This is a genomic window from Marasmitruncus massiliensis, from assembly GCF_900186535.1.
Classification (GTDB): Bacteria; Bacillota; Clostridia; order Oscillospirales; family Ruminococcaceae; genus Anaerotruncus; species Anaerotruncus massiliensis_A.
In genome coordinates, this window is the sequence record NZ_FYDE01000005.1 from 273,355 (window position 1) to 290,612 (window position 17,258).

The window sequence follows — 17,258 nt, forward strand, 5'->3', positions numbered from 1 at the left end:
CGGATTGTCAAGTCGTTTTTGAAGTTTTCTAAATCTTTGCTCCCTGTCAGAAATCCGTTCAGACGGATACGCAGGCACACCGCAGCATTGCTATGGTGTGCCTTTTTTATTTTCACAGAAAGGGGTGAGAATCCAATGTTCATATGGGACTTTGTCCTTGGAACCGTCATGGATCAGATCATCGAATGGCTCTACGGACAGGTAGTCGGCTTTCTGGCCGACTTTTTTGCACAGATGGGAAACATGGGCGTGGAGCTGTTCGAAATGAATTGGGTGCAGTCCATCGTCCTGTTTTTTTCCTATCTGGCTTGGGCGCTGTACGGAACCGGGCTGGTGGTGTCGGCGTTTGAAACCGGCATCGAGTACCAGCACGGCCGGGGCAGCATCAAGGACACCGCCTTAAATGCTATCAAGGGCTTTATGGCGGTGTCCCTTTTTACCACTGTGCCGGTGGAGCTTTTCAAGCTCTCGGTGAATCTCCAGAGCAGCCTCACGGCGGGCATCACCGGCTACGGAACCAGCTTCGGCGACCTTGCGGGGAACATCATTTCCGAGCTTGGCAGCTCGGCGGATATCGGCGGCGCCATGGGCTCCGGCGTGTTCGGCGGTCTGGCTGTCATTACCAGCCCCATCCTGCTGCTCTTTATGATTATCATGATGGGCTATGCGGTCATTAAAGTGTTTTTTGCCAACCTGAAGCGCGGCGGTATTTTGCTGATCCAGATCGCCGTGGGCAGCCTGTATATGTTCTCTGTTCCCCGCGGCTACATCGACGGCTTTACACAGTGGTGCAAGCAGATTATCGGCCTGTGCCTGACCACGTTTTTACAGGCGACCATCCTCGCGGCAGGGCTTATGGTGCTGCGAACCCATGCTTTGCTGGGGCTTGGTCTGATGCTGGCCGCCGGAGAGGTACCGCGAATTGCCGGAGCCTTCGGGCTGGACACCAGCACAAAGGCCAATGTGATGAGCGCCGTGTATACCGCACAGGCGGCCGTCAACACTACCCGCACCATCGTGCAGGCGGTTGCGCCAAAATAGCACAGAAAGGAAAAAGCCTATGAAACTAATCTATGTGGCGTCCCCTTATGCCGGGGACATCGAACAGAATACCGAATTTGCCAGGAAAGCGTGCCGCCATGTGATGAGCGAGGGGCACGCTTTTTTTGCGCCCCATCTGTTATACCCGCAGCTCCTTGATGATTCCAAGCCGCAGGAGCGCCAGGCGGGTCTGGATATGGGGCTTGCCATGCTGCCCCGCTGCGACGAGTTGTGGTGCTACGGCGACCGCATCTCCCATGGAATGCACCTTGAAATCGAGGAAGCGGTCAGAATCGGAATCCCGGTTCGCCGGGTGATGGAACAGGAAAACGGCTTTGCTGTCGGCAGAGCGAAAAACAGCGAACCGGCCGAAGCTCCCCAGCAGGCGATGAGGATGGCCTGATGATGACGATGGGGAGCCTCTTCGATGGGATCGGAGGTTTTCCATTGGCGGCTATCCGCAACGGTATCACTCCCGTATGGGCCAGTGAAATCGAAGCCTTTCCCATTGAAGTGACCAAAATCCGATTCCCCGAAATGCTCCATGTCGGGGATATTACAAAGCTGGACGGAGCGAAACTGCCGCCTGTGGACGTCATTTGCGGCGGCTCACCCTGCCAAGATTTATCGGTCGCTGGCCAGCGCCGGGGCTTGGCGGGTGAGCGTTCCGGGCTGTTTATGGAGCAAACCAGAATTGCAAAGGAGATGAGAAAAGCTGATGAGCAACGAAACGTACCAGCTTACCTTGTTCGACCTCGATACCTCGTTTGGGAGAATGTCCCCGGAGCTTTCAGCTCCTCAGAGGCGGAGGATTTCAGGGCGGTCATTGAGGAGGTCGTCCGCATTAAGTACAGTGTCTGTGATGTGCCTCGACCTGAGTCCGGGCGCTGGGAATCTGCTGGGGCTGTCGTATTGGGAGATGAATTCAGCCTGGCTTGGCGTGTCATGGACGCTCAATTCTGGGGAGTCGCCCAGCGCCGCCGTCGCATCTTCCTTGTCGCAGATTTTGGAGGCACGACCGCACCAGAAATACTATTTAAGCAAGACAGCCTGTTTGGGGATATTGCGCAGAGCGGAGGCCCGCGGCAAGGAACTGCCGCCCCAGCTGAAGGATGCCCTGATGATACAGGCGGGGCTTGCCTGACCCCATGGGATGTGCAGAGCCGCCGCATTTTTGAGGAAACCGGGACATGGCCCGCCCTCTACGGCGGCGAAGGCGGCGGACACGGATATATCCAGACAGAAGAAAAAATAGCGATAGCCTTTGCCGCCAACCAGCGTGACGAAGTGCGGGATTTGCACGATATTGCGGGGGCGGTACAGGCCCAGCCGGGGATGAAGCAGCAGACCTTTGTGGCGGATACCGAGAAAATCAGTGCCTTTCATGTCAACCAAAGGGATGAAGTAATTGATTTGGATGGAATATCTGGTGCACTGTTAGCAACCCAAAATATGCAGATGCAGACCTTTGTCACCCGACAGCCGCTGTTCTGCTTAAACGATCAGGGCGGCGAACGGATGGATGTCACTGAGGATGTTTCGTCTACACTGCGCGCCGGTATGGGAGGGCATCCTCCGTTGGTATCCCAGCCCAATTGTATGAACGGCTGGGATACCCAGCATAGCCGTGTGTTTACGCCGGAGGGTGTGGCGCCGACTCTTGTCGGTGCAGACGGCGGCGGGGGCAGAAATCCGGCAGGGCTGCTGTTTGCTGCAGGCGTTGTCAGCAAGGGTAACGGAGATTGTTTTCTGACTCCCGAAACACACACCTCGCTAACTGGCGGTGGTGGGCAGGCCGGACAGGGTTACCCCTGTGTGCTTACCGCAGGCTTCTGCGGCAATGCCAGTGCCGAAGCCAGGGGAATCGGCTATCAGGCGGAGTGTTCCCCTACCATCAAAACGGGTACGGCTCCATCGGTGCTGTGCCTCAACGACCAGGGCGGCGGCCAGATGCACTGCACCGAGGATATTACCGGTACGCTCCGCGCCCAGGAGCATGGACACCAGCCGCTGGTCATGGCAACTCAGCAGGGCGGCGCTGAAATTGGCGAGGGCATCTGCCCGACTATTACCTCCGCCGCAGGAACCTCCGGCAATAATCAGCCCGTCTTGTTTGAAAATCACGGAATCGACAGCCGCTACACCGGCCCGCATGCTGTGGCGCCCACCATGTCCGCACGTATGGGAACCGGGGGTAATAATGTTCCGCTGGTGGGCAGTGCCGTTGCCTTTTCGCTGGATTCAAAGGAATCCAACAGCATGAAATCGGCAAATCCCCATTCAGGATGCCGGGAAACGGACGTTGCCAGAACCATTGACACGACAAACCCCGACCCCAGCAAGAATCAAGGCGGCATTGCGATTTTGCAGGAAACCATCTGCATTGCGGGCAACACCATTGACCGGGAGCCGGAAAATGGCGGCAACGGTCTCGGTTGTCAGTCGGACATCAGCTACACCATTACGACTTCCGACCGCCACGCAGTGTGCGAACCATACCAAGAGGTGGTGGGTGCGCTGTGCCGAGGGGATGAGAAAGGCATCGGCAGCCAGTATGTCAGTCAGAATAAATGCATTGTGGAAAGGCGCAACCTCATTCGCAGGCTGACACCGCTGGAATGTGAACGGCTCCAAGGCTTTCCCGATGGCTGGACGCTTATTCCCGGCGCATCGGACAGCGCCCGGTACAAGGCACTGGGTAACAGCGTGGCGATACCATGTGTGAACTTTGTTCTCCGTGGGATCGCCTATTTTTTGCGAAAAATCTATGAGGAACAGGAGGAATCACCCCCATGTACATCTACCCCGACAACTTAAAATCCAAGGCGACCCTGTGGCTGTGGGAGCTGCGAGACATCGGAATCATCGGCGTTGGCTGCCTGATTTCCGTCTTCGCACTCTCCCGGCTGGGCTGGCTGCCGCCCATTGTTCTGACGGCGGTCTATGCCTTTTTATCCATCCGTTTCGAGGATGTGAGCATTCTTGATTTTATCCGCTACGCCGCCGCTTTCTTTTTTGGAAAGCAGCAGACCTATGAATGGAGGGCGTGAATATGAACCAGAAAAAGAAACAGGAGGCCAGAGGAAAAGCCTCCACCCGCCAGCTCATGGGCATTGATGGCATCACCGGCCACAGTCTTGTAACGCCCCATGGGGAGCTGGTATTTTTTATGATTAAGCCTACGAATATCAGTGTTTTGTCTGAGAGCAGTGTGGGGGCAAGGATTTATGCCCTCATGAATGTACTCAAGGGAATTGCTGAAATTGAAATGCTGTGCTTAAACAGCCGGGAAAACTTTGAGGACAACAAAAGCTACCTGAAAGCCAGAATGGACGCCGAGCAGAACCCTGTCATCCGAAAGCTGCTGGCACAGGACATGACTGCCCTTGACCGTATGCAGGTGCAGATGGCGACGGCAAGGGAATTTTTAATCATCATCCGGCTTCGGAATGAAAAAGAAAGCGATGTTCAGCCCTATCTTTCCCGCATCGAAAAGAGCCTCAAGGATCAGGGCTTCACGGTGCGCAAAGCGGGTGAATCGGACATCAAGCGCCTGCTGGGTGTCTATTATGAGCAGAATGTTACAACGGAACAATACGAGGATTATGACGGAGAAAGGTGGGTGATTTTCGGTGAGTAAGAACAGAAAAAAAGAAAAAACAGTGCCGCAGGAGGATGTAAAAATCAAGGATTTTCTTGACATGATCGCGCCCTCCATCATCAAATTCAACACCGACCACTTCCTCTGCGGCAACACCTACCGCTGCGTTTGGGTGCTGCGGGAATACCCCACTGCCACGGAGGAACAGGCTATCCTGCGCCACCTTGGAGAAAAGGACGGCGTGACTCTGCGCATCTACACCCGTCAGGTAACTGCGGCTGAGGAAAAGAAAATCATCCACAACGCCGCCAACAAAAACCGCATGGACAAGAGCTCCACCAATGATATCCAGCAGACTGTCACCGCTGAAAGCAATCTGCAGGATGTGGTCACGCTGGTGTCCTCCATGCACCGAAACCGGGAGCCGCTCCTGCACTGCGCTGTTTTCATTGAGCTGACCGCTCACGATTCCGATGCGCTGAAACTCCTCCAGACCGATGTCCTCACCGAACTGGTGCGCAGTAAGCTCAATGTAGACCGGCTCATGCTGCGCCAGCGGGAGGGTTTTCTCGCCGTAGGCCCTGCCGGATGGAATGTGTTCGCCAGCCAGTTTGAACGGGTACTGCCCGCAAGCTCTGTGGCAAACCTCTATCCCTTCAACTACAGCGGCAAGACCGATCCCCACGGGTTTTACCTCGGCAGAGACAAATTCGGCTCCAACATCATTGCGGATTTTGACAAACGCGACGATGACAAAACCAACGCTAATGTCCTGATACTCGGAAACTCCGGTCAGGGCAAGAGCTACCTGTTAAAGCTCATTCTCTGCAATATCCTCGAATCAGGCAAGTCTGTTCTGTGCCTGGACCCTGAGCACGAATATGTGGAGCTGGCGGAAAACCTCGGCGGCTGTTTCATTGACCTCATGTCGGGCCGGTACCGGATCAATCCGCTGGAGCCGAAAACGTGGGATGAGGGCGGCAGCCCGGAGGATGCCGATGCACCCCAGGCATTCCGGCAGTCCACCAAGCTCAGTCAGCACATCAGCTTTCTCAAGGATTTCTTCCGGTGCTACAAGGATTTTTCCGACCGCCACATTGATGCCATTGAAATAATGCTGGGCAAGCTGTACGAAAACTTTGGCATCAGTGACCGCACCGATTTCAGAAAGCTGGCTGCCACGGACTATCCCATTTTGTCAGACCTGTATGCCTTAATTGAAACCGAGTACAAGGGCTACGACAAAACCAAATACCAGCTCTATCCGCCGGAGCTTTTGCAGGAAATTCTGCTGGGGCTTCACTCCATGTGCATGGGCGCGGAAAGCCAGTTTTTCAACGGCCACACCAACGTGACCTCAGACCGCTTTATTGTGTTCGATGTTAAGGGGCTTCTGCAGGCCAGCCGGAATGTGAAAAACGCATTGCTGTTCAATGTGCTGTCCTTCATGAGCGACAAGCTGCTGACTGAGGGCAACACCGCCGCATCAATTGACGAGCTGTATCTGTTCCTCACGAACCTGACGGCTATTGAATATATCCGCAATTTTATGAAGCGTGTCAGGAAAAAGGAATCCTCGGTCATTCTGGCTTCTCAGAATTTGGAGGACTGTGCGAAACGTTGTGCATAAATTTAGCTTAACAGGCTAAGTGAACAGCACCCGTCAGTTGCACTAAAACATTAGAAAATACTGATGAGAACTTAAATCTCGAATTCAAGGGGGCAGTACCCTTGCCGTGCAGAATTAACGCCGATGATGAAATGTTAAAATCTATGGCGGCACGAGAAGATGATACTCCACTGTGCGTTAGGCGACTGTAATCGCCTATGGTACAAAGCGTGGTAAAGTCGTAATTTGATGTTCTTGGCAACAAGGGCTATATAATGCGGTCATCTTGAACCTATGGTTATGATAGAAAAAGTTATGCAGCATCGTAAAGGTTTAGGGTCGAAAGACCAGCAAATGAAAAGGGGTATTTCCGTAGTCTTTGGGGGTACTCGCTCACGCTTGAAATAACGTGGGAAAGCATACGCCAACTGTAATTCAAAGTATGCTCAATTTTCACGGTGTAAGGTAACAACCTAAGGGTTCAGCATAAAAAGATAGAGATTTAGGAACGTTTGAGAGCCTGCACACGGAGTGTTACAGCACGATGAAATGTGCAGGAAGTCAGCCGTCCCATAGTAGTCCGAGATTGGGAAAGCCAATTACATGAGGCTGAAATGCCTCACGGCGAAGGGGACGAGTCAATTTGATTAACAGATTTCAAAACCGAAAATCCGTAACTCCCTGAAATATGGGTAGCGAACTGCAAAGGAAGTGATTGCTTTGTGCATATAAACGCTGGATTTTCAAACGAAACAGAGCTTAGAAAATTAACCGATCTGCTGTACGAAAAATCCAAACAAGGCACTACGTTCACAGGTTTAATGGAAGCGATTTGTAATGAAGTGACAATCATTACGGCAATTCACAATATCAAAGCAAACGCAGGCAGTAAAACCGCAGGGGTTGATCGCAACAAAATGGACAAGTACCTGCAAATGCAAAAAGAAGCGGTGATAGAACTAATTTCTCGCACTGTAAGCAACTATAAGCCCAAGCCCGCCAAGCGAATCTACATCGAAAAGGCGAACGGTAAACAAAGACCTCTGGGCATTCCTACTGTGCTTGACCGCATCATACAGGAGTGTATCAGAATTATCATTGAACCAATATGCGAAGCAAGATTTTATCCGCATAGCTATGGGTTCAGACCGTATCGGGCACAAAAGCACGCTGTACGAGACATCGTGAACATCATTAACGGTTCAAACAAGTCGGACAGTATGCCGACCTATGCGTTAGAGGGCGATATAAAAGGCTGTTTTGACAACATCAATCACAGAATACTTCTAAGTAAACTATGGAAAATGGGAGTACACGACAAGCGACTTTTAAAAATCATAAGTCAAATGCTAAAAGCTGGATACATGGAAAAAGACCTATTTTTCGACACATCGGTTGGAACTGGTCAGGGTAGCGTCCTGTCTCCGTTGCTGGCAAATGTATATCTCAACGATTTTGATTGGTACGTCGGACGCAAATACTATCACCCTTTCCCGAAACTCAACCTAAAAAGCAGTGACATGAGAAAGCTACGGCAACAGGGTGTTTTCCCGAAATATAACATCCGTTTTGCCGATGATTGGGTTATCCTCACCACTGCTGAAAAGGAAGCACACAGGCTGAAAAAGGAGCTCACCAAATACTTCAAGCACCGTCTGAAGCTTGATATATCCGAAGAAAAGACGGTCGTAACAAACATGAAGTGTGATGGGGTGAAGTTTCTTGGGTTCAAAATCAGAGTAGCGAAAAGCGAGAAAAACAAGGGCAAACAGATAGTTCGTTGGGTGGCAAAACCCTACCCTGACTACATCAAATTGGGCAAAAAGGTTAAAAACTTGCGCTCAGCAATTCAGGAAATTAAGGAGCATAAGGCACTGAATTGTCGGGTGGCTCAAATTGAATATGTGAATTCGGTCATCATGGGCATATCGGAATATATCAAAAGCAGTATCAGTTCCCATGCCTTTAACATGATTGATTACAGGGTAAACAACATGGTGTTTGCAGTTTGGAAGCGAATGTACCCCAAGAATTATTTGCAGATGAAGGTGGAGTTGCAGAAACTGAGCAACCTTCCTGCAAGGCACGAGGGGCATGAAACCAAAACTTTTGCTGTGAATTATCAAGGTAAGTGGGTAGGTATCACCTATGCATTTCTCACCCATGTGCAGTATGAAAAGAAACCCTTTAACCAAAATATGACACCGTATACTGCCGAGGGGAGAATGCTCTACCAGAAATACTGTTCTGCTAAAAAGCAATTTCTGCGTGACCGCCCTGCTCTGTATAGCCCAGACCTACTCAAAATGTCAGTCTACAAAAGCAAATACAATTTTGAATACTACATGAACCGTGAATACGCCTTTAACCGAGATAAAATGGTTTGTCGCTGCTGCAAACAACCACTTTTACACACAGAACAACGTGAATGTCACCACGTTAATCCTACCCTTCCATTGAATCAACTGAACAAAGTTCCCAATTTAGCGTGGGTTTGTACCGAATGTCATAAACAGATACACGGTAAGGAAATTCCACAAGGTACAGAAGTCAAAATCAAATGCAAAATCATTTCGTTTAGAGATAAACTTAACAACTGAAATCTGTTAAGCGACCATACGCCGTGAGGTCTATGGTTGTATGAAAGCCCAAGAGGGCTATGAAATCAAATTGATGGTGCGCCGGGTGCGCTGAAAGGCGCATGCCCGGTGTGAGGTGGGGGAAAATTCGGAGATAATTTCAAAGAATTACCTATCACAACAAAGTATCTACCCTGCGTATGCCTTACGGCAACGCAGGGATGGTACACATTCAACATTGAGCATATCCGGGAGCTGACCAAGCCGTTGTTTTCTATCCCTACCCACGCCTTTCTGTTCAACGCAGGCAACATCGACAAGCAGTTCTATATCGACAGCCTCCAGTTAGAGGAATCGGAATACAACCTCATCCGCTTTCCCCAGCGCGGCGTGTGCCTTTACAAATGCGGCATTGAGCGGTACAACCTTGCGGTCCACGCTCCGGCGTATAAGGAGAAACTGTTCGGAACGGCAGGCGGCAGATAATGAAGAAGGGAGAAAAAATCATGAACAGACTGCAACAGCAGAAAGAAAACAAATCGGGACTCCTCGAAGATATGCTGTCCTTCATTCGCTACACCCCAAACCGGGAGGCGGATATTTTAGCCTTTATGGAGAAGTATCAGAAAGCGGACTGCGACGAACGCCCCGCTGTTTTGGAGCAGCTCCGCAGCTGCATGGACGGCAAGGAATACCCCGATCCCTACGCTGGGAGCTATCACTATACCCCGGAGGATGTGTCCCTCATGGGGCAGATTCTGGATGAATACATTGACGACCTCATGTCCGCAGAGGGCGATCCCGCCGCCGTTTCAGAGTGTGTGCGGGATACGGTATTGAAAATCAATGCGCTCAACGAGGAATGCGGACGCTATCTCATTGATACCTGGCGCAGGGAGCGGCTGTGCGGATTCATCAATTCCGCGGCGGAGCTGGCGGCGCTGGCTCAGGAAAAAGACCTGACCCTGCACCACAGGATGTGGTAAAGGCGGTGAGTAAATGGAGATACAGGGTCAGGATTTTGGAATCGAAATTGAAATGACCGGGCTTACCAGAAGCCGTGCCGCCGAGGTCATTGCCGCGCATTTCGGCACCACCAAAGAATATGAGGGCAGCTTCTACGACGCCTATTTTGCAAGGGATACCACCGGCCGCAAATGGAAGGTCATGAGCGACGGCAGCCTTGACTGCCAGCGGAAGGATGGGCGCAGGAAGGTCAGCGCCGACCGGAATTACAGCGTGGAGCTGGTCAGCCCCATCTGCCAGTACGGAGATATCGAAACAGTGCAGGAGCTGATCCGTAAGCTCCGGGAGGCCGGGGCGTTTGTGAATTCCTCCTGCGGCATCCATATTCACATCAACGCCGCGCCCTTTGACGCGCCGCATCTCCGCAATCTGGTCAACATCATGGCGGCCAAGGAGGATATGATCTACAAGGCGCTGAAGGTTTCGCGGGGGCGGGAAAGCCACTACTGCCGAAAGATTGACCCCGCTTTTTTAGAGCGGCTCAACCGGCAGAAGCCCGCCACCCTCGACCGGCTGAAAAGCCTCTGGTACAACGGCAGGGACGGCAGCCGGGAGCATTATCACGACAGCCGCTACCACTGCCTGAATCTGCACAGCGTGTTCCAGAAGGGCACGGTGGAGTTCCGGGCGTTCAACGGAGAGCTGCACGCCGGGAAAATCAAGGCATACATCCAGTTCTGCCTTGCCATGACCGCGCAGGCGCTCAACCAGCGGTCGGCAAGCCCTACCAAAACCCAATCCAGCAATGAAAAATACACCTTTCGTGTCTGGCTTTTACGTCTCGGCATGATCGGGGATGAGTTCAAAACCGCCCGTAAGCATCTGCTGGATCATCTGGAGGGCTGCATCGCGTGGAAAGACCCGGCACAGGCCCAGCGGCAAAAGGAACGGCTGCGAGAAAAACGTGAGGCGGAGCGTTCCCAGGTGCAGGCGCCGCCGGAGGAAGCGGTATCGGAACCAATTATGGAAGCGGAGGACGAGCAGTCCCCCGCTTTTACTATGTCCATGTAGAAGGGAGAATGTATGAAAAACAAACTGTATATTGCCTATGGCAGCAATCTCAATCTGCCGCAGATGGCGCACCGGTGCCCCTCCGCCAAGGTGGTGGGGGCATCCGAAATCAAGGATTATGCCCTTGTGTTCCGGGGCGGCCGAAACGGAGCCGTTGCCACCATCGAACCCTGCGAGGGCTCCTCCGTCCCTGTTCTGCTGTGGAAAATCACGCCGAAGGACGAAGCGGCGCTGGATGTTTACGAGGGCTTCCCACGGTTCTATGACAAGGAAACCATGGAGCTGCCTCTGGACGGCCAGACGGTGTCCGCCATGGTCTATGTCATGACGCCGGGTCACCGGCTGGGATACCCTTCGGATTATTACTACAACACCATCCGTGAGGGCTACGAAACCGCAGGCTTTGACACCGCTGTTCTGGAGCAGGCGGTGGATTATACCGAGCAGCTCATGGAAAGCGAGCCGGAGTCGGAACAGCAGAGTCTGTTCGGCTTTGGCGGCTTGAAATGGTGGTGACGGCATGGCAGATCCCGCAACCATTGCAGCGGTTGCAAAGGCCGCCGTTGCCGCGCTTTCCGATGAGCGCACCCGAAAGACCATCGGCTGGGTGATCGCCGCCGTTTTGTCTCCGCTTATTTTAATGATCGTGCTGGTCTGCTCCCTGCTTTCCGGCACCACCAGCCACAACAACACCGCCGTGGAGCTGTGCTTTCACGGCGGTGTGATTCCGGCAAGTATGCCTGCAGATTACAAGGAGTACATCGGGGATATGCGACAAAGCTTCACCCTCATAGACGGAGCCATCGCCACCGTAAACGCAGAGATGGAGGATGGCGACAGCCTTGACGATGACCGGGTCAAGGCAATTTTTTATTCTCTGTTCTTCGGGCAGCGTGACGCTGCACCCATTTCGCACCATACGGCGCGGGAGTTTGCAGATTGTTTTGTGACCTACGAGGAACGCACCCGTACCGTGGACAACGGCGACGGCACTACATCGGAGGAAACCTACACCGTAGCCGTTCCCATTGATTCTCTGCCCACCGTCTACAACAACATCCGCACACTGCTGGGCAGAGCCATAACCTATGAGAATCAGGCCAACGCCAATGAAATTTATTACCGTGCCCGATACGGCACCGGCGCACCCATGGAGGGGGACGGCTCCGTGCTGTGGGAGGACTGGACGCCGGATCAGATGGACGGCTTTTATTCCGATTTGCCTGTCGGAGAAGCAGGTGCGGAGGCTGTCCGGCTGGGGCTTTCCCGCCTTGGCGACCCCTATTCGCAGGAGCTGCGCGGACAGGGCAGCTACACCGACTGCAGCTATCTTGTGCAGTGGGTGTACAAAAAGCTGGGGGTAACCCTCCCCGGCACGGCTGCGGCACAGGGCAAATACTGTGTGGACAACGGGCTGACCATTCCCAAATCCAGCCTTGCCCCCGGCGATTTGGTGTTCTGGAGCCACGAGCCCAACGGTCGCTTCATGAACATTACCCACGTTGGCATTTATGCCGGGGACGGCAAGGTGGTGGACGCGTCCTCCTCCAAAGGACAGGTCGTCTACCGGGATTTATTCGATTCCAGCAAGCAGGTGCTGTACGCAAGGCCCTATGCCGAAGCGCCGGAAGCCTCCGCCACCGGCTTTGTTTCCCCATTGGGAAAGAGCTGGCGTTCCATGGTAACCTCCGAATTTGGCGGCAGGACAGACCCACTCACCGGCGAGTGGGCGGGACATTCCGGCATGGATCTCGGCGCTGCCAAGGGCACCTCCATCCGTGCGGCACAGGCTGGAACTGTGAAAACCGTGGTCTATGGCAACACCGGCTACGGCTACTATCTGACCATCGACCACGGAGGCGGGTTGGTCACCTTATACGGACACTGCTCGGAAATTCTTGTCCGGGAGGGGCAGACCGTCAAAGCCGGGGAAACCGTTGCCAAGGTGGGCTCCACCGGGCGCAGCACCGGAAACCATCTGCACTTCGAGGTGAGGGTGAACGGCGTGAAACAGAATCCGAGAAACTATCTGCCATAAAAAAAGAGAAAGAAGTATGATTTTATGCGTGAAAACAAGATTAGGGTACTCAAAATTGAGCCGGGGCAGGCGCCCCAGGTCAAGGAAATCCAAAACGACCTTGCCAGCCTGCAGGCGGAGGTGGGCGGCCTGATTGAATGCATCAGCTTTCCAAACGGCTGCGTTGCCGTCTGCAATGAGGAAGGCAAAATAAACGGAATGCCGCCCAACAGGCGGCTGGGCGCGGACATTATCTGCGGTCCGTTTTTTGTCTGCGACACCACCCGCAACGGCAACTTTACCTCGCTGGGCAAGAGCAAAATCGCGGAATACAGCCAGCTCTTTGCTGACATTCCCGAATTCACCGGGCAGGAGCCGGAGCTTCAGCCCGGCTTTACCTTTATCGGATTTGAGTATTAGGAGGCTCCCATCATGAAAAAAGAAAACATTACTGTTCAAATGGACGGCGAAAAACTCCGTGCCGTCAAACGCTACATGGAGAAAAAGGACGTGGATCTCACGAAAGAGCTTTGCGATCAGCTCCAGCGTCTCTACGAAAAATTTGTTCCTGCCAGCGTGCGGGAATATATTGACGAGGGCAGCGAAGATGCTCCCTCCGCTGCTTCGTTCAAAAAGCAGAAGGAAAAAGAGAAGGCCGCTGCTGCCACCGATGGAACACAGAACGGGGCGGCGCATTAAGGCACACACCCGTCCCCCAGCGTTGCCCTCTGTTCGCCCCCGTGTGCCGTTTTCAGGACAGAGGTGGCATCCATCACCCATCACGCCCCAAACGGCAACGTGAAGGCTTTGTGCAAGGCGTTTGGAAAGGCACATCGGCTCCCGAATCCGGCAGCTTCCTACGGTCGAAAAAAGAGCAGGATAAAGACGGGTGGTCGCAAGCGACCGCCCGCCGCCCACTTCGCCCAGCAGTGCTGGGCGTTTTTCGCACTTCCCCATGAGGTGGTCGGATTGCAGGTTTGTCACAGCCGGGGTGGTCGAAATCAGAGAAACCGCAGGAAAACAAAGGCTTTCTGACCGTCACCTTCGGGGTAGACGGCAGGCGTTAGGAGGATTTGCCGATGAAAAACAACAAGGAAAGAACCGCCGTCTGGATGTATCCCGAAACCATGGACCGGATGGACGGCTGGCTGGATAAGGACAACTGCAAGAGCCGCAGCGAGTTTATTGAGAAAGCACTCGGCTTTTACATGGGCTACCTTGGATCGGAGGACATCACCTCCTACCTCTCCAAAGCCCTGCTCTCGTCCGTTGAGGGAACCTTGCAGAAAACCGAGAACCGGGTGGCGGCCAACCTCTTCCGTCTGTCGGTGGAGATCAGCATGATGATGCATCTGCTGGCAACCACGCTCAATATCACTGATGATGAACTGCGCCGGCTCCGCGGCCGCTGCGTTGCCGAGGTGAAAAAGACCAGGGGCAAGATCCGTCTGGATGATGCGGTGGACTTCCAGAGCAGCCAGGATGATGAAGAATAATGGCCCGCATTATTCTCAAGTGCCCCTACCTCAAAGGCGGGGAAAAGAATGCCGCCCATCTGAATAACCTGGTCAAGTATATTGCCACCCGTGACGGTGTGGATAAAATAAAGAGCGGCCGTGAGCTTTGGCACGCCACGAAAAAACAGCAGGCGCTCGTGGGGGAAATCCTCCGGGAGTTTCCCGACACCAGGGAGCTGTTCGAGTACGAGGACTATCTGGCATACTCGAACCGGGAAAACGCCTCGGAGTTTATCACCATCGCATTGGAACAGCAGCTTGATAAAATTGGTGACAGGGAAAAATATCTGGACTACATTGCCAACCGTCCCCGCGTCGAAAAGTTTGACAGCCACGGTCTGTTCACGGGCGGCGATGATCCACTGGTCTTAAATCAAGTTGCGGATGAGCTGTCCGTATATACCGGAAATGTGTGGATGCCGATTATTTCTCTCCGGCGTGAGGATGCCTCCCGGCTGGGGTATGACAATGCGCTTGCATGGAAGGCCCTGCTTTCCTCCAAGGCTTTGGAGATTGCGGAGAATCTGAAAATCCATCCGGACCATCTGAAATGGTACGCTGCCTTTCATAATGAAAGCCACCATCCCCATGTCCATATGCTCTGCTATAGCACCGACCCCAAAGAGGGATACCTCACCAGGCAGGGCATTAAAAAAATGAAGTCCTCACTGGCAAATGATATCTTCCGTCAGGAGCTCATTCCGCTCTACGGTGAAAAGTCCCAGCGGCGGGATGACCTGAAGGAACGGGCGGCCGAGTCCCTGCGGGAGCTGATCCGTCAGATGAAAGGGGGTGTTTTGCAGAGCGACCGCATGGAGCAGCTCATCACACACCTTGCCGAGCGTCTGCAAACGGTGGGAGGCAAAAAACAGTATGGATACCTCAAGGCAGAGCTGAAAAATATCGTGGACGAAATCGTGGATGAGCTGGCGCAGGACAGTCGTGTCGCGGAAGCCTACCGCCTGTGGTGGGAAACCAGGGGCCGAATCGAATCCATCTATACCGAAACCCCATCCGAGCCGCCGACTCTTTCCCGCTGTGATGATTTTAAGCCCATCCGCAACATGGTCATTCAGGAAACCTTGCGCCTTGGGACCATGACCTTCGAAGAACCGGCATCCGTGGAAACAGCTCCGCCGGAGCCGGAGAATGATCTGGAGATACCCTCCGCCGATACGGAGGATGAAGAAGATCGGGAGCCGGCAAATGATGAGGAACGGTCCACAAGGGAAAAAACCCCTGACGGCAAGGAATCCTCCGACTCATGGTGGTCGGATAACTATAAGCAGGCAAAGCAATATCTGTACGGCGATGAGGATGCCGGAATCCCACAGGACTTTGAAAAAGCCCGTGAACTCTTCCTTGCGGAAGCAGATGCGGACAATCCGCTTGCTCTGTATGACCTTGGCCGAATGACCGCCGATGGTCTTGGCTGCGAAGCGGACGCCGGGGAAGCATACCGCTGGTATGAAAAAGCCCTTGCCGTTTTCCATGCCGCCGAGGAAGAAAAGCCGTGGAAGTACACCGAATACCGAATCGGCAAAATGGTTGCCGCAGGGCTTGGCACCGAGCAGGACTATCTGCAGGCGGCAGATTGGCTCACCCTTTCTGCGGATGAGAACTACAAATACGCGCAATATTCCCTTGGCGGTCTGTATTACCACGGCAAGGGCGTGGAGCAGGATCATGAAACCGCCTTTGCCCTTTATACCCGCTCGGCAGATCAGAGCTTTCCCTATGCCTCATTCGAGCTTGGAAAAATGCTGCGGGACGGAATCGGCTGTGAAAAAAATCAGCAGGACTCTGACCGCCGCTTCAACGAAGCCTTCCTCGGCTTTGTTTCCATGGAGGAACAGAGGCACGACGACAAGCTCCAGTACCGCCTTGGCTGGATGCTTCTGAATGGTGTTGGTACCGACAAGGATGAGACAAAAGCAAAGGAATACTTTGAAAAGGCGGCATCTGTTGGAAACCTCTTTGCCTGTTTTCAGCTTGCCAAACTCATCCTCTCGGATGAAAAAGCACAGCCGCAGGATGTGGAGAAAGCCCTCGGCTATCTCAGAAAAGCGGTGGAGGCTGAAAATCCCTATGCCGCATATTTTCTTGGAAAGCTCTATGAGAAAGGGCAGCATGTTCCGCAGAATACCGCCGAGGCGATACGGCTCTATACACTGTCGGCAGAACAGGACAATGACTTTGCCGCATACCGGCTCGGCAAGCTGTACCTCGGCGGTGAGGGCGTGCTGAAGGATGTGGAGTCAGCCGTCCGCTGGCTGACCTTTGCCGCAGACAGAAAAAATCAGTTTGCGGAATACGCCCTCGGCGTCCTCTACTTCAAGGGGGAGGATGTCCCGAAGGATATTTCCAAAGCTCTGGAGTACCTGAAACGGTCTGCCGGTCAGGGAAACCAGTTTGCACAATACCGGCTCGGCAAGATTTACCTCATGGGCGAGGATGTGTCAAAGGATGTACAGGCAGCCCTTGGGTTTCTGACTGCCGCCGCTGAACAGGGAAATCAATATGCGCAGTACACCCTCGGCAAGCTGTGTCTGATGGGAAAGGATGTCCCAAAGGACAAAGATACCGCTGTCCGCTGGTTTACCCTCTCGGCAGCGCAGGGCAACATCTACGCTCAGTTTTTCCTCGACCATATGGATAGCTTTAAAGATCCCTCCGTCCTGCTGGCGGGGACACGGCTCCTGAATCACATGAGCCGTATTTTTTCTGACAACACGCCGCCCTTAAAGCCGCCAGGCCCTCGCATTGACCGAAAACGGCGCCTCAAGCTGAATGAGAAAAAGCGTGCGGCCGGTCATGCCCAGGGGGACCACGAACAGACTATGTCGCTATAACGATT

15 protein-coding genes and 1 pseudogene are annotated in these 17,258 nt (G+C 53.4%); all 16 read left to right on the forward strand.

Features of this window, described 5'->3' with window-relative positions:
* Positions 1-135: 135 nt before the first annotated feature.
* The 16 genes and pseudogenes from C1A10_RS09395 (at position 136) to mobP3 (ending at position 17,253) form a co-directional block, all read left to right on the forward strand.
* Entirely contained in the window at positions 136-1,041 is a 906-nt protein-coding gene (locus C1A10_RS09395; RefSeq protein WP_101910028.1) for a conjugal transfer protein TrbL family protein, read from the forward strand.
* A gap of 19 nt (positions 1,042-1,060) precedes the next feature.
* On the forward strand, positions 1,061-1,444 hold the full coding sequence (locus tag C1A10_RS09400; protein ID WP_101910029.1) for a DUF7768 domain-containing protein: 384 nt from the start codon (positions 1,061-1,063) through the stop codon (positions 1,442-1,444).
* Positions 1,444-3,858 carry a DNA cytosine methyltransferase gene (locus tag C1A10_RS09405; protein ID WP_341456902.1) on the forward strand — a complete coding sequence of 805 codons (2,415 nt, stop codon included), beginning with the start codon at positions 1,444-1,446 and terminating at the stop codon, positions 3,856-3,858. The genes C1A10_RS09400 and C1A10_RS09405 overlap by 1 nt, the downstream gene beginning before the upstream one ends.
* Positions 3,834-4,091: a hypothetical protein gene (locus tag C1A10_RS09410; RefSeq protein ID WP_018306600.1), complete on the forward strand. Its 258-nt coding sequence runs from the start codon at positions 3,834-3,836 to the stop codon at positions 4,089-4,091. The genes C1A10_RS09405 and C1A10_RS09410 overlap by 25 nt, the downstream gene beginning before the upstream one ends.
* Positions 4,079-4,681 (forward strand): hypothetical protein, encoded by a 603-nt coding sequence (locus tag C1A10_RS09415; RefSeq protein ID WP_479724265.1) that lies wholly within the window; start codon positions 4,079-4,081, stop codon positions 4,679-4,681. Before C1A10_RS09410 ends, C1A10_RS09415 begins: the two co-directional genes overlap by 13 nt.
* A gap of 61 nt (positions 4,682-4,742) precedes the next feature.
* Entirely contained in the window at positions 4,743-6,272 is a 1,530-nt protein-coding gene (locus C1A10_RS09420) for a VirB4 family type IV secretion system protein (protein WP_341456935.1), read from the forward strand.
* Positions 6,273-6,973: 701 nt separating this feature from the next.
* On the forward strand, positions 6,974-8,851 hold the full coding sequence (gene ltrA / locus C1A10_RS09425; RefSeq protein ID WP_101908613.1) for a group II intron reverse transcriptase/maturase: 1,878 nt from the start codon (positions 6,974-6,976) through the stop codon (positions 8,849-8,851).
* A 204-nt stretch (positions 8,852-9,055) separates the two neighbouring features.
* A pseudogene (locus tag C1A10_RS09430) lies at positions 9,056-9,316 on the forward strand (type VI secretion protein); the annotation flags it as partial.
* A gap of 20 nt (positions 9,317-9,336) precedes the next feature.
* A complete protein-coding gene (locus C1A10_RS09435; protein WP_242968902.1) occupies positions 9,337-9,816 on the forward strand; it encodes a hypothetical protein in 480 nt (159 codons plus the stop codon).
* Between the two features lie 13 nt (positions 9,817-9,829).
* A complete protein-coding gene (locus C1A10_RS09440; RefSeq protein WP_101910032.1) occupies positions 9,830-10,867 on the forward strand; it encodes an amidoligase family protein in 1,038 nt (345 codons plus the stop codon).
* A 12-nt stretch (positions 10,868-10,879) separates the two neighbouring features.
* Positions 10,880-11,383, forward strand: coding sequence for a gamma-glutamylcyclotransferase family protein (locus tag C1A10_RS09445; protein ID WP_101910033.1), 504 nt, complete (start codon positions 10,880-10,882; stop codon positions 11,381-11,383).
* A 124-nt stretch (positions 11,384-11,507) separates the two neighbouring features.
* Positions 11,508-12,905 carry a peptidoglycan DD-metalloendopeptidase family protein gene (locus C1A10_RS09450; RefSeq protein ID WP_479724270.1) on the forward strand — a complete coding sequence of 466 codons (1,398 nt, stop codon included), beginning with the start codon at positions 11,508-11,510 and terminating at the stop codon, positions 12,903-12,905.
* A gap of 24 nt (positions 12,906-12,929) precedes the next feature.
* Positions 12,930-13,304: a DUF3846 domain-containing protein gene (locus tag C1A10_RS09455; protein ID WP_101910035.1), complete on the forward strand. Its 375-nt coding sequence runs from the start codon at positions 12,930-12,932 to the stop codon at positions 13,302-13,304.
* 12 nt (positions 13,305-13,316) lie between these two features.
* On the forward strand, positions 13,317-13,583 hold the full coding sequence (locus tag C1A10_RS09460) for a DUF6103 family protein (RefSeq protein WP_101910036.1): 267 nt from the start codon (positions 13,317-13,319) through the stop codon (positions 13,581-13,583).
* Positions 13,584-13,963: 380 nt separating this feature from the next.
* Positions 13,964-14,380 (forward strand): hypothetical protein, encoded by a 417-nt coding sequence (locus C1A10_RS09465; protein WP_101910037.1) that lies wholly within the window; start codon positions 13,964-13,966, stop codon positions 14,378-14,380.
* Positions 14,380-17,253: a MobP3 family relaxase gene (mobP3, locus tag C1A10_RS09470; RefSeq protein WP_101910038.1), complete on the forward strand. Its 2,874-nt coding sequence runs from the start codon at positions 14,380-14,382 to the stop codon at positions 17,251-17,253. Before C1A10_RS09465 ends, mobP3 begins: the two co-directional genes overlap by 1 nt.
* Positions 17,254-17,258 lie beyond the last annotated feature (5 nt).

Coding starts and splice junctions, on each gene's coding strand:
- C1A10_RS09445 (WP_101910033.1), top strand. CDS start 10,880: ATGAAAAACAAACTGTATATTGCCTATGGCAGCAATCTCAATCTGCCG.
- C1A10_RS09400 (WP_101910029.1), top strand. CDS start 1,061: ATGAAACTAATCTATGTGGCGTCCCCTTATGCCGGGGACATCGAACAG.
- C1A10_RS09420 (WP_341456935.1), top strand. CDS start 4,743: ATGATCGCGCCCTCCATCATCAAATTCAACACCGACCACTTCCTCTGC.
- C1A10_RS09405 (WP_341456902.1), top strand. CDS start 1,444: ATGATGACGATGGGGAGCCTCTTCGATGGGATCGGAGGTTTTCCATTG.
- C1A10_RS09460 (WP_101910036.1), top strand. CDS start 13,317: ATGAAAAAAGAAAACATTACTGTTCAAATGGACGGCGAAAAACTCCGT.
- C1A10_RS09395 (WP_101910028.1), top strand. CDS start 136: ATGTTCATATGGGACTTTGTCCTTGGAACCGTCATGGATCAGATCATC.
- C1A10_RS09410 (WP_018306600.1), top strand. CDS start 3,834: ATGTACATCTACCCCGACAACTTAAAATCCAAGGCGACCCTGTGGCTG.
- C1A10_RS09455 (WP_101910035.1), top strand. CDS start 12,930: ATGCGTGAAAACAAGATTAGGGTACTCAAAATTGAGCCGGGGCAGGCG.
- C1A10_RS09450 (WP_479724270.1), top strand. CDS start 11,508: ATGATCGTGCTGGTCTGCTCCCTGCTTTCCGGCACCACCAGCCACAAC.
- C1A10_RS09440 (WP_101910032.1), top strand. CDS start 9,830: ATGGAGATACAGGGTCAGGATTTTGGAATCGAAATTGAAATGACCGGG.
- C1A10_RS09415 (WP_479724265.1), top strand. CDS start 4,079: ATGGAGGGCGTGAATATGAACCAGAAAAAGAAACAGGAGGCCAGAGGA.
- mobP3 (WP_101910038.1), top strand. CDS start 14,380: ATGGCCCGCATTATTCTCAAGTGCCCCTACCTCAAAGGCGGGGAAAAG.
- C1A10_RS09435 (WP_242968902.1), top strand. CDS start 9,337: ATGAACAGACTGCAACAGCAGAAAGAAAACAAATCGGGACTCCTCGAA.
- C1A10_RS09465 (WP_101910037.1), top strand. CDS start 13,964: ATGAAAAACAACAAGGAAAGAACCGCCGTCTGGATGTATCCCGAAACC.